Origin of the sequence: Mucilaginibacter roseus, from assembly GCF_021215455.1 — a bacterium.
Lineage (GTDB): Bacteria > Bacteroidota > Bacteroidia > Sphingobacteriales > Sphingobacteriaceae > Mucilaginibacter > Mucilaginibacter roseus.
In genome coordinates this window covers 396,812-409,287 of record NZ_JAJPWV010000004.1, presented here as the reverse complement: position 1 = coordinate 409,287, position 12,476 = coordinate 396,812, and the positions used below count along the sequence as shown (strand labels likewise).

Sequence of the window (12,476 nt, the reverse complement as noted above, 5' to 3'; positions counted from 1 at the left end):
TTGTTAAAGAATAATTGCCTGCATATCTGCATATTTGCAAGTACGCAGCTATCGCGAAAAGATTTTAGATAATATAATTTTATTTAAAGAAAACCTATTAACACCCCGATATGGATATTAAACAAATACAGGATCTGATCCGCTTTGTTTCAAAAGCAGGCGTAAATGAAGTTGCAATTGAGCAGGAAAATTTCAAGATTACAATTAAAACTAACCAGGCGCCAACCATAGTTAACGCAACCATTCCAACCGCCCAGCCGGTTATTTCAGCTGCTCCGGCACCAGTACAGGTTGCTGCTGCCAACGTTGCCGAGCCTGTTGCTGCCGCAGCCGCAGCTGTTAGTGCCGCTGATACTTCAAACTACATCACTATCAAATCGCCAATGATCGGTACTTTCTACCGTTCAGCAGGACCGGATAAACCATTGTTTGTTAACGTGGGCGATGAGGTAAAAGCCGGAACAACGGTATGTATTATCGAAGCTATGAAATTATTTAACGAGATCGAGTCTGAAGTTTCAGGCCGCATTGTTAAAGTATTGGTTGATAATGCATCACCTGTAGAGTACGATCAGCCATTATTTTTGGTTGAACCTGCTTAGTGATTTTTGATTTCACAGATTCCAATTTGATTTCACTGACATCTGGCCGGTTTTTTTCGGGAGGTATTAGCTGTCAATAACAATTGATGAAATCATGATAGAATTAATCGGTGTCATCCTAAAAAAAAGATTATGTTTAAAAAAATATTGATAGCTAACCGTGGCGAAATCGCCCTGCGCATTATCCGCACTTGTAAGGAGATGGGTATAAAAACGGTAGCTGTATATTCAACTGCAGATCGTGAGAGCCTGCACGTACGTTTTGCCGATGAGGCAGTATGTATAGGTCCGCCTCCAAGCAGAGATTCATACTTAAATATACCAAACATCATTTCGGCTGCTGAATTAACCAACGCTGATGCTATTCACCCTGGTTACGGCTTTTTGTCAGAGAACGCTAAGTTCTCTGCTATCTGCGCCGAATATGGTATAAAATTCATTGGCGCTACGGCCGATCAGATCAACGCCATGGGCGATAAAGCGTCTGCCAAGGAAACCATGAAAAAAGCCGGTGTGCCAACTATACCCGGTTCAGATGGTTTGCTGAATAGCGTAAAGGATGGTATCGCCATTGCACGCAAAATAGGTTACCCTGTGATATTGAAAGCTACCGCCGGTGGTGGTGGCCGTGGTATGCGCTTGGTATGGAATGACGAGGAGTTTGAACCGGCCTGGGATTCAGCCCGTGCCGAGTCAGGTGCCGCTTTTGGTAATGATGGTATCTACCTCGAAAAATTTGTTGAAGATCCGCGCCACATCGAAATTCAAATAGTTGGTGATCAGTACGGCAAGGTATCTCACCTATCTGAACGTGACTGCTCAATACAGCGCCGTCACCAAAAGCTGGTTGAAGAATCGCCTTCGCCCTTCATGACCGACAAACTCCGTAAAAAAATGGGCGATGCTGCCGTTAAAGGTGCAAAGGCCGTTAAATATGAAGGTGCGGGTACCATAGAGTTTTTGGTTGACAAAAACCGCAACTTCTACTTTATGGAGATGAATACCCGTATACAGGTAGAACACCCGGTAACTGAAGAGGTTATCAACTTTGATTTAATTAAAGAACAAATTAAGGTTGCTGCCGGGATACCTATCTCAGGTAAAAACTACGAGCCAACTATGCATGCCATTGAGTGCCGTATCAATGCCGAGGATCCGTTTAACGGTTTCAGGCCGTCTCCGGGTCGTATTACCAATTTCCACTCTCCGGGTGGCCATGGTGTAAGGGTTGATACGCATGTATACTCAGGCTATACTATCCCGCCAAATTATGATTCCATGATTGCCAAGGTGATCTGCGTGGCGCAAACCCGCGATGAGGCCTTAAGCACCATGGAGCGCGCCCTGAGCGAATTTGTAATAGAGGGTATCAAGACAACTATACCATTCCATCTTAAATTAATGAAAGATCCAAACTTCCGGGCCGGTAACTTTACCACCAAGTTTATGGAGACTTTTGAAATAAACGAGAATTAAAACTATTCCGGTAAAATAAAACGTAAATACCCTTGTTAGTAACAGCAGGGGTATTTTATTTACATAGATGAGCGATAATAAACTTATAAAGGCTATTAAGGATAAAGGCAAGAATATTGAAGCCGAGATGTCATTTTTTGACCATTTGGAAGCGCTGCGCTGGCATTTGATCAGGGCATCAATAGCTATAGTTTTATTTACCATACTGGCTTTTGTATTTTACGACTTTGTGTTTGATAAGGTAATTATGGGGCCTATGGATCCGCAATTCTTTACCTATCGCATGCTATGTAAACTGGGCGACTATCTTAACCGCCCCGGCTTTTGTATAGATAAGATACCCGGCAAGATCATCAACACCGAAATGGCCGGGCAGTTCACCCTGCAAATCAATTCAGCGCTTATTATAGGTATCACGCTGGGTTTCCCTTACCTGCTGTTTGAAATATGGCGCTTTGTTAAGCCAGCGCTGCACGAGAACGAGCGTAAAGCTGCCAGCGGTTTTGTGTTCTATGCGTCAATGCTGTTTATCTTGGGTATATTATTCGGTTATTATGTGGTTACGCCTGAATCAATTTCCTTTTTGGCAGGTTACCAGGTAAGTAAGGTTATTGAAAATACTTTCACTATTGATTCCTATCTCTCATCCGTATCAACCCTTACCTTAGCCACGGGTATTGTATTTGAGTTGCCTATACTGGTTTACGTGCTATCTAACATCGGCATCCTGTCGGCTAAAACAATGCGCCAGGGGCGCAGATACGCCATTGTAGGCATATTGATAGTAGCGGCGGTAATTACTCCTACGCCTGATGTACTTACCATGATGGTAGTTACTATACCACTATTCTTGTTATATGAGGTTGGTATCGTAGTATCGGGTACTGTTGAAAAACGCCGGGCTAAACGTGAGCGCGAAGAGGCTGCAAAAGCATAACAACGTTACTTTCCTTTTAAAATATTATTGATATTTTAGAGCCCATGAAACAAGGGCTTAAAATAGCTATAGGCGCAGATCATGCCGGCTTTGAATTAAAAGAATTTTTATTGGAAGGTGTTGAAGGCATCGAGGTTAAAGACTTTGGTACCTACACTCCCGGATCTGTTGATTATCCCGACTTTGCCCACCTGGTGGCATCGGCAGTTGAAAAAGGCGAGGCCGATTACGGCATTCTTATTTGCGGATCAGCAAATGGCGTGGCCATGACAGCCAATAAACATCAGGGCATTCGCGCTGCACTGTGCTGGAAACCCGAAGTTGCTGAGCCTGCCCGCAGCCACAATAACGCTAACGTATTATGCATACCTGCAAGGCATGTAACCGTTGAGGAAGCACGCGAAATTGTAAACGTATTCTTCACTGTTGAGTTTGAAGGCGGCCGCCACGCTACACGTGTAGATAAGATATCCTGCTAAGCGAAATATATTATAAGTCCTGGCGATGCAGCCGGGATTTTTCTTATACGTTTTTTTAACTGACCATTTTTAATGAAAAGAGTTCCATTATTATTTCTGGCGATAGCGGCAGCCTCATGCAGCTACGCCCAAAAAGATCCGAACGCGGTAAAGTTCGCGAAATACATTACGGTTGAGGATGCTACAAAACACCTTTCTATACTTGCGTCTGACGAGTATGAAGGCCGTGAAACCGGCAAGCCGGGCGCTGATAAGGCTGCAAATTACATCGCCAACGAGTTTAAAAAATTAGGTTTGCAAGGCCCGGTTAAGGGTTCATACTTTTTAGATGTGCCGCTTACCGAAAGTTCATTCAAAGTAAATCCTATAGCGATAGGCGGCAGCACTTTTACCAATGGTAAAGATTTTTACTCGCTAACGGCCGCGCCTGCAAACACTGTTAAAGCCGCTGATATTGTATTTGTTGGTTATGGTATAACAGATGAAAAATATGACGACCTGAAAGGCGTTGATATTGCCGGTAAGGTAATATTGGTAGTAAATGATGGTGAGCCGATGAAAAGCGGGGTATCATTAATTACCGGTACGGCTACCCGTTCACAGTGGAGTATTAGTCGTGGTAAACGTATTCAAGCACTACAGGCTAAAAAACCTGCCTTAATTTTTGCCGTTAACCCGATTGTGGCAAGTAACCTGCAACGTTTTGGCTCAAGCATTTTAGCGCCACGTATGGGTATTAAAAAAGAAGGTGCTGCCCAGGCAGCCAATGGTTCTGTCGTAATTAATATTACGGCTGATATGGCCAACGCCCTGTTAAAAAGCACAGGAAAAACCTATACCCAATTAAAGGAGGAGATAGATGCAACCGGCGCACCTAAAACCCAGGTGGTAAAAACTCCTGTTGAGGTTAGCTATAGCACTGAAGAAAAAGCGGTGAAGGCGGTTGACGTATTAGGTTACCTGCCGGGTTCTGACGCTAAATTAAAAAATGAGGTATTGGTGATCTCAGCGCACTATGACCACATCGGTATTGAGCCCGAAGGCAGCACCAAAACTGACAAGATAAATAACGGTGCTGATGATGATGGTTCAGGAACTACCGGTATGCTTGAACTGGCGCGTGCGTTCAGCATGGCTAAAAAAGCCGGTAAGGGCCCTAAACGCAGTATCCTTTTCTTGGGTAACGTTGGCGAAGAAAAAGGTTTGTTAGGTTCTGAATATTATTCAGACCATCCTGTATTCCCGTTGGCGAATACCATTGCCGATTTGAACATTGATATGATTGGCCGCGTAGGTGAGGAGTATATCGGTAAGCCTGATTCTGCTAACTATGTATATTCAATCGGCTCAAACATGCTAAGCACTACCCTACACAAAATTGGGGAAGAGGCTAACAATACTTACACGCAGATGAAACTGGATTACAAGTATGACGATCCGAACGATCCTAATCGTTTCTACTACCGTTCAGATCATTATAACTTCGCGCGTTATAACGTGCCGATCATATTCTACTTTAATGGTGTACATGCCGATTACCACCAGCCTGGCGATGAAGTAAGCAAAATCAACTTCCCGCTGTTGGTTAAACGCAGTCATTTGGTGTACTACACCGCATGGGAGTTAGCCAACCGTGCCGAACGCCCTGCGGTTGATGTTAAAACAGAACAAGGCGTAAAATAGTTAATAGGGCTAAATCAGCCATTGTTAATAAATTGAAAAGGGATGATTAAAACTCATCCCTTTTCGTTTTTATAAAAAACACTACTTTAGCTTTTATGGGTAACACTGCCGATGAATTTTTGATTGCTGCTGAGGATAAGGCGTTTGATGCAGCCCATCGTAATATAATCAATTACAATATTGGTAAGTATGATGCCGCGGTTGACCGGGGTTTGTCGCGCTTAATAAATCTGGACACCGCGAAGAAGAAAGGCCATCTGATTAAATGGAAGGCTATGGAGAACCTGGACAAGTTATTGCCCGAGTTTGAGGCCAACTTTCAGCGCAGGGGTGGCAAAGTAATATGGGCTAATGATGCTGAAGAAGCTAACCGCGAGATATTGAACATACTGCGAAAGGCAGGTGCCAAAACCATTGTCAAATCAAAATCAATGGTTACGGAAGAGATCCACCTGAACGAGTTTCTGGAGCAAAATCAGATTGAGAGCCTGGAGACTGATCTGGGAGAATACATTGTACAATTGCTCGGTCAGCCACCTTATCATATTGTTACCCCGGCTATGCACCTATCCAAAGAGAATATTGCGCAGCTGTTTAATAAGCACTTTGGTACCCCCATAGATGCTACTCCCGAACAGCTTACCCAAAAAGCGCGCGAGTTGCTGCGCGACAAGTATTTACAGGCCGATGCCGGCATAACAGGCGGTAACTTTTTGATTGCCGATAGCGGGAGTATTGCCCTTAGCGAAAACGAAGGTAACGCCCGGCTAAGCACCTCATTCCCTAAAATACATATAGCGGTTGTAGGTATCGAAAAGATCATTCCGTCACTGGTTGATCTCGACCTGTTTTGGCCCATGCTGGCCACCCACGGCACCGGGCAAAACCTTACGGTATATAATACCATACTAAGCGGACCCCGCCAGCCTGATGAAACGGATGGCCCGGAAGAAATGTATGTTATTTTGTTAGATAACGGACGCACCAACCTGCTTGCGCAGAAGGATCAGCGCCAGGGCTTATACTGCATACGCTGCGGGGCGTGTCTCAATGCCTGCCCGGTTTATAAAAATATTGGCGGCCACAGTTATCAAACCACATACAGCGGGCCAATAGGCTCGGTGATTACGCCGCATACCAAGGGGATGGAAGATTTTAAGCACCTTAGCTATGCCTCAAGTCTTTGCGGCAAATGTACCGAGGTATGCCCGGTAAAGATCGATATCCACAAAATGCTGCTGCTTAACCGCCGCGACGCGGTAAAAGAGGATAAGGTAACCAAAGCTGAAAAATGGGGATGGATGATCTGGAAGAAAGGGATACTGAGCCGCAAACTGGTCGACTTTTTTGGCGGCGGGATGAAAAACCGTTTCATAAAATTGCTGTTCAAGAAAACCTGGGGTCACTATCGCGATCTACCAAACGTTGCCGAAAAATCATTCAGCAAGCAATGGCAGGAGCGGGGCAAAAATGATCTCAATTAAGAATTCATGCGTAAAATAATATTAAATGTAGCGGTTAGCCTCGACGGATTTATTGAAGGGCCAAACGGCGAGTATGATTGGTGCTTCACCGATCAGGACTATGGCATGGAAGCATTTACAGCTGATACTGACGCGGTGTTTATTGGGCGTAAAAGCTATGAGATTTTGCAGGAGTACGGCAATCCCTGGCCTGATAAATTGCTCTACATATTTTCGGATACGTTGACCGGTGCGGAAGGTAATGCCGAGATTATCCGCTCGGAAAATTTTATTGAACGTATTGATGCCATTCGCCACGCCGAAGGTAAAAACATCTGGCTGTTTGGCGGCGCCAACCTTTTGGCACAACTGCTCGCTAAAAATTATGTGAATGAACTACTACTCTCAGTACATCCCATAGTGCTTGGAGCGGGTACACCGCTATTTAAGGAGTTGACAGAACGCTTAGAGTTAAATCTCATAAACAGCCATGTTTATGATACCGGGCTGGTGCAGCTTACCTATTCTATCAAGCCTCGTTTTGATTTGGATATGTTACCCGAGTAAGACCGTTAGTGTTTATTGCCAAATCCAAACTCTTTATAAGTATTCGGTAACTCGTTAGCGCTGCTGAAGGCGAAGGTGTATGAGGTCCACCAGGTTTCAAAGTCGGCATCTTTTCCGCTGGCGGCAACATCGGTACGAGTTGCGCGCAGCATGTAAATACCCTCGCGGCTTAGCTTGAAAAATACCTGTCCTTTAGCGTCGGATATTAAATTTTCAGGATATATAGTGCCTTTAGGTGTTTTAACATAAAGTTTGATCGGTGCCGACTCTACAGGCTTATTTTGATAATAAATAATGGCAGTCACATCGTCGCCGTAGTTCATTTTATACGGATTGCCTTTCAGGGTAATCTCAAATTCATCGCCCACTAATTTTTCTTGTACGCTGCCTGATGGCTTATCAACCATTACCAATGTTTTCATTGACCGGTTATATTTTTCGCGCACGTTCATGGTATGAAAGCTCTTGGCTTTTTTAACCGATTCTTCATTGCCATCAGCCTCCAGGTGTTTCAGGAAGGTTTCGCGGTCAATCTCCTGTGTTGCTGATTGGCTGAGTTGCAGCAAAGCCAGGCCGCCATTCTCTACCTCGTAATCCTTAATAGTAACTACAGTATCGTTTGCAACGGTTGTTAGCGATATTTTTTTTGAACCCTCGTAAAGAGCGAATTTCGCATCTTTAGCTTCAGGCGTTTCGTAATCATCATCGGTTGATGATACATCGGCCTTAAACATGCGCACGCTCAGCTTATCGCCTTTGTGCAAAAAAAAGTTTTCGGCCAGTAAAAAGTCTTCATTAGTGGCAGCAGTTAGCAAAACTGCTATGGAAAGGGCGGCGGTAAATAAGCAAAAACGCTTCATGGGCAATAAGTAGTGATGGAATATCAAACATACAAAGTTTTAAAAACATGTACGGGCCGGGCAGGTAATTTTTGCGTTATCGTTACAAAACTTACATTCGCTTTATTTTACTTTGAGGCTTTACCGCCAGATAAACATTTTGTAATGGCTGCCGTTAGTTAAATTTGTAACTATTAAATAAAGCGATTTGAGTACTTATACCACCTTGATGATATTGTGCGGACTGGTTATCTTTTCATACCTGTTCGACCTTATTGCCGGCAAAACCAAATTGCCGTCGGTACTGCTGTTGCTTTTTTTAGGTATTGCCATCAGGCAGGTTGTTGATTACTTTAGCTGGACTGCGCCCGACTTTAGCCGCATATTACCTGCTTTAGGCACATTAGGTTTAATACTGATTGTATTTGAAGGAGCACTCGAACTTAAGTATACACCGGAAAAAAACATCGTTATTAAACGGTCATTCCTGTCGGCATTATGTATTTTGTTGGCTACAACAGCGGTGATTACCACCATATTTCATTACATCTCCGGCGCGAGCATATACCGTTGTATTGTGAATGCTATTCCTTTTTGCGTGGTAAGTTCGGCTATCGCGATACCTTCGGCAGCCGGCTTGCCAAAGGATAAAAAGGAGTTTATCATCTACGAATCATCGTTTTCTGATATACTCACTATCGTGTTCTTCAACTTCATGCTGGGTAACAAGTCGTTCAACTTTACGGCCTTTGGTAGTTTAGGGGTGGAGTTGCTGCTTATCCTGCTGTTTGCCGTGGCGTCGTGCTTATTATTGCTATACCTGATCAAAAATATCACCCATCACGTAAAGTTTTTCCTCATCATATCCATTATCATATTGGTTTACGCGGTTGGGCAATCCTATCATTTATCAGCACTTATTGTCGTGCTGGCGTTTGGCTTATTCCTGAACAACGCCAGCCAGATACACTTCCCCTGGTTTAGGCGTAACTTTTTATACCCTGCGTTGGGGCACGAATTGAAGCAACTACTTCAGCTATCAGCAGAGAGCGCGTTTTTAATGCGGACGTTCTTCTTTGTATTGTTCGGCTTTACCATGAATATCCACCAGTTTAATGATTTAGGATTGTTGATATTGGGTGTCCTGGTCATCATATCCATCTATCTTATCCGGTTTTTATACATCAAGCTGGCCCTAAAAACGGATATGATGCCCGAGCTGGTATTGGTGCCCCGCGGACTGATCAGTGTGCTGCTGTTTTATAACCTGCCCGAAAAATTGCAGCTACCGCAGATAGATACGGGTTTGTTGTTCATCGTTATCCTCTCAACAAGCGTTATTATGAGTCTGGGACTGTTAAGCAGCCGCAAGTATAAGATACCCGAAGGGCAGGAGTTTAATAATCGTTAGTTACGGTGTTGTGAGCGCTACTGGCAGTATCTTCCCGTTAAAAAACTTATGACCTGTAAGGGCAAAATCGGCAATATACTTACCCATCTCAAAAGCCATTACCGGCGATTGATAACCCGGAAAAGCCTTCTCCAGCATCTCGGTTTGTGCGGAGCCTAAGGCCAGGCAGTTAACGCTGATCTGCTGTTCGATAAGTTCCTGCGCAAGGCATTCGGTAAATACATGTAATGCCGCCTTGCTTGCCGAGTAAGCTGACAGGCCTGCAAACTTGGCGCTGCCTTGGTAGCCGCCCATGCTGCCTATATTTACAATGTGGCTTCCGGCAGGCATCACACCCAATAAAGCTTGAGAAATGCGTACATGGCTCAGGTAATTGCTTTGCAGCATATCCACAAAATCAATTTCTTCCAGTTCTTTAAAAGGTTTGTTGATGAGCACTCCTGCGTTATTGATCAGGGCATCCACACGGTTATCCATATGCGTGCCGATGAATTGCAGCAACGCAGCCGGATCATCGCTAACCAAATCAAACACGATGGGGTATAAAACGCAATCAGGATTTATGCTGCGCGATATTTCAAACAGGCGTTGTAACTTATCCTGCGAACGGGCAATGGCCATTACTTTGTGCTTGCCAGATGTAATAAGTTCAATTACGGCTTCAAAGCCTACGCCGCTGCTGGCACCGGTAATAATAATGTTCATGTGGCAGATCAGTTTGTTGCTGGTTTTGCTTCCTCTGGTTCGTCGTGTTCCTCAATGCTTGGCAAACCCTCTTCTAAGCGACTGGTGCGTATCACATAGTAAACGCCGGTAAGCGCAACTAACAACGATATTATATAGAATGATATACTTAAAAATACAGCCAGGCCAACATCCATATTGAAGATGCCGGATAGCTGGGTAAAAATGGTTTCGCGAGCGCCTGCGCCGCCAATGGTAATAGGTACCACGGCCGCTAATGCCGATACCAGAAACGATAACAGGTATGGTGCGAATTTGCCGTCAAAATCCTGGCCTAACAATACGAATATGATGCACAGCACCTGTAAGCCTTGTACTAATATAGCTTTGGCATGTGCCTGGAAAAAGTATTGGGTATACTCGCGGAAGAATTTGTAGGCCACAAAATAGTAAATGGCTGTACCAGCTAAAAATATACCGCCCGGTATAGCCAGGTGCACGTCAATCTGCGGAATAAAGATGATAAGCGTACATATAATAAAGCCTATAGCCCACAAACCGCTCAGCCTGTCGAACAATATGGCCCAAAACATTTTCTTAGCCGGTAATTTATAGCGCTTGTTCAGTAGCCATATTTTATAACCATCGCCGCCTATACCGCCCGGCAGCAAAAAATTATAGAATAAGCCCAGCATATACAGGCGCATATTAAAGCGTGGATCTAACCGCAGGTTTATCGACTTAAAAAAGCTTAACAGCCGCCACGCCGAAACCACCATCGAGGCAAAAAAGGTTAATAATGCCACCGCCATCCACCAGTAATTGGCGTGCAGCAAACGGTACTTCACTTTTTCGATAGGCACCTTGCTGAATACATAATATAACAACGCCGATGTTACGGCTATCTTGATGATCAGTTTAGTGGCATCCCACAGCTTTTGTTTTCCTGTTTTTGGCGCAGGAGCATCTGGCATATTTGTCATTACTGCAAAGCTAATAAAATCAGTGCATTTTGTTTTTAGTATTCCTGATAGGGGTGTAACATTTAGGCTTGGTTTTTGACACACAGGTTAATATTAAAAGCGTATTTTTGCGCAAAATTTAAAGGGATGAGCAAAGTTAAAGTTGGTATAGTACAAATGAGTTGTGTTGCCGATAAGCAGCAGAATCTTGACAAAGCTATTGTTAAAGTGCGTGAGGCCGCGGCCAAAGGCGCCCAGATAGTTTGTTTACAGGAGCTTTTTACATCGCTGTATTTTTGTGATGTAGAGGATTACGACAATTTTAAACTGGCCGAGGCTATTCCCGGCCCGTCAACCGAGGCTATTTCCGCTGTTGCTGCTGAATTGAATGTGGTGGTTATTGCCTCATTGTTTGAGAAGCGCGCGCAGGGTGTTTACCATAACACTACCGCTGTTATTGACGCTGATGGTGCTTATTTAGGTAAATACCGCAAAATGCATATTCCGGATGATCCGGGTTTTTACGAAAAATTTTACTTTACCCCAGGCGACCTGGGTTACAAAGTGTTCAATACAAAATATGCTAAAATAGGTGTGCTCATCTGTTGGGATCAATGGTATCCCGAAGCTGCCCGTATTACCGCATTAATGGGTGCCGAAATATTATTCTATCCAACCGCAATCGGCTGGGCATCAACGCAGGACGATATTACCAATACCGATCAATACAACGCCTGGCAAACCATCCAGCGCTCGCATTCGGTAGCCAACGGTGTGCACGTCGTAAGCGTAAACAGGGTTGGCGAAGAAGCCGGCCTGAAATTCTGGGGCGGCTCATTTGTATCAAATCCGTTTGGTGCACTGATATACCAGGCGTCACACCATGATGAAGAAGTGACCGTACACGAGCTTAATCTTGAACAATCAGATTACTACCGCAGCCACTGGCCGTTCCTGCGCGATAGAAGGATTGAAACCTATCAGCCGATAACGAAAAGGCTTATTGATGAGGATTAGTTAGTCCATAGACCATAGTCGATAGACCATAGTATGCCGTTTAAGTTTGAGAGTTTACAGGTTTGGCAAAGAGCGCTTGACCTTACTGTGGAAATTGATAAATTAACTAAGCTATTTTCTAAAGAAGAGCTTTTTATATTAACTGCACAGATTAAGCGAGCCGCCGATTCAGTAGTGCTTAATATTGCTGAAGGTTGTACAGGACAAACCAATGCTGTTTTTAAGAATTTTTTAAGTTATGCTTTGCGCTCGGCTATCGAAGTTGTGTCGTGTTTAGTTTATCGCTAAAAAGAGAAATTTGATATCAGAAGAGAGTTTTGATAGGTTATATGATGAATATCAGTCCTTATGCAAAA

13 protein-coding genes are annotated in these 12,476 nt (G+C 44.0%); 10 read left to right on the top strand and 3 right to left on the bottom strand.

Features of this window, described 5'->3' with window-relative positions:
• Nucleotides 1-110 precede the first annotated feature (110 nt).
• From accB to LT679_RS15090, 7 genes are all read left to right on the top strand, one after another.
• Nucleotides 111-602, top strand: a complete 492-nt coding sequence (gene accB / locus LT679_RS15120) for an acetyl-CoA carboxylase biotin carboxyl carrier protein (protein WP_232178440.1) — start codon at nucleotides 111-113, stop codon at nucleotides 600-602.
• A 132-nt stretch (nucleotides 603-734) separates the two neighbouring features.
• Nucleotides 735-2,078, top strand: a complete 1,344-nt coding sequence (accC, locus tag LT679_RS15115; protein ID WP_232178439.1) for an acetyl-CoA carboxylase biotin carboxylase subunit — start codon at nucleotides 735-737, stop codon at nucleotides 2,076-2,078.
• 67 nt (nucleotides 2,079-2,145) lie between these two features.
• Nucleotides 2,146-3,015 (top strand): twin-arginine translocase subunit TatC, encoded by an 870-nt coding sequence (gene tatC, locus LT679_RS15110; protein ID WP_232178438.1) that lies wholly within the window; start codon nucleotides 2,146-2,148, stop codon nucleotides 3,013-3,015.
• A 44-nt stretch (nucleotides 3,016-3,059) separates the two neighbouring features.
• Nucleotides 3,060-3,494: a ribose 5-phosphate isomerase B gene (rpiB, locus tag LT679_RS15105; protein ID WP_232178437.1), complete on the top strand. Its 435-nt coding sequence runs from the start codon at nucleotides 3,060-3,062 to the stop codon at nucleotides 3,492-3,494.
• 72 nt (nucleotides 3,495-3,566) lie between these two features.
• The gene (locus LT679_RS15100; protein ID WP_232178436.1) at nucleotides 3,567-5,177 is read left to right on the top strand and encodes a M28 family peptidase; all 1,611 of its coding nucleotides are present in this window, start codon (nucleotides 3,567-3,569) and stop codon (nucleotides 5,175-5,177) included.
• Nucleotides 5,178-5,272: 95 nt separating this feature from the next.
• The gene (locus LT679_RS15095) at nucleotides 5,273-6,661 is read left to right on the top strand and encodes a LutB/LldF family L-lactate oxidation iron-sulfur protein (RefSeq protein WP_232178435.1); all 1,389 of its coding nucleotides are present in this window, start codon (nucleotides 5,273-5,275) and stop codon (nucleotides 6,659-6,661) included.
• A gap of 6 nt (nucleotides 6,662-6,667) precedes the next feature.
• The gene (locus LT679_RS15090) at nucleotides 6,668-7,207 is read left to right on the top strand and encodes a dihydrofolate reductase family protein (protein WP_232178434.1); all 540 of its coding nucleotides are present in this window, start codon (nucleotides 6,668-6,670) and stop codon (nucleotides 7,205-7,207) included.
• Nucleotides 7,208-7,212: 5 nt separating this feature from the next.
• Here the strand turns inward: LT679_RS15090 and LT679_RS15085 are convergent, their stop codons facing one another.
• Nucleotides 7,213-8,067: a DUF4198 domain-containing protein gene (locus LT679_RS15085; RefSeq protein ID WP_232178433.1), complete on the bottom strand. Its 855-nt coding sequence runs from the start codon at nucleotides 8,065-8,067 to the stop codon at nucleotides 7,213-7,215.
• 187 nt (nucleotides 8,068-8,254) lie between these two features.
• On the opposite strand from LT679_RS15085, the gene LT679_RS15080 reads away from it, so the two are divergent.
• Entirely contained in the window at nucleotides 8,255-9,457 is a 1,203-nt protein-coding gene (locus LT679_RS15080; protein WP_232178432.1) for a cation:proton antiporter domain-containing protein, read from the top strand.
• On the opposite strand, the gene LT679_RS15075 is transcribed toward LT679_RS15080, so the two are convergent.
• Both LT679_RS15075 and LT679_RS15070 read right to left on the bottom strand, forming a co-directional pair.
• Nucleotides 9,458-10,162: an SDR family NAD(P)-dependent oxidoreductase gene (locus tag LT679_RS15075; RefSeq protein WP_232178431.1), complete on the bottom strand. Its 705-nt coding sequence runs from the start codon at nucleotides 10,160-10,162 to the stop codon at nucleotides 9,458-9,460. It abuts the gene before it with no gap.
• Between the two features lie 8 nt (nucleotides 10,163-10,170).
• Nucleotides 10,171-11,124 (bottom strand): lysylphosphatidylglycerol synthase transmembrane domain-containing protein, encoded by a 954-nt coding sequence (locus LT679_RS15070; protein WP_232178430.1) that lies wholly within the window; start codon nucleotides 11,122-11,124, stop codon nucleotides 10,171-10,173.
• Between the two features lie 126 nt (nucleotides 11,125-11,250).
• Between LT679_RS15070 and LT679_RS15065 the strand changes: the two genes are divergently transcribed.
• Together LT679_RS15065 and LT679_RS15060 are read left to right on the top strand one after the other, a co-directional pair.
• Nucleotides 11,251-12,120, top strand: a complete 870-nt coding sequence (locus tag LT679_RS15065; protein WP_232178429.1) for a carbon-nitrogen hydrolase — start codon at nucleotides 11,251-11,253, stop codon at nucleotides 12,118-12,120.
• Between the two features lie 87 nt (nucleotides 12,121-12,207).
• Nucleotides 12,208-12,408 carry a four helix bundle protein gene (locus LT679_RS15060; protein WP_232178428.1) on the top strand — a complete coding sequence of 67 codons (201 nt, stop codon included), beginning with the start codon at nucleotides 12,208-12,210 and terminating at the stop codon, nucleotides 12,406-12,408.
• The last annotated feature ends 68 nt before the right edge of the window (nucleotides 12,409-12,476 follow it).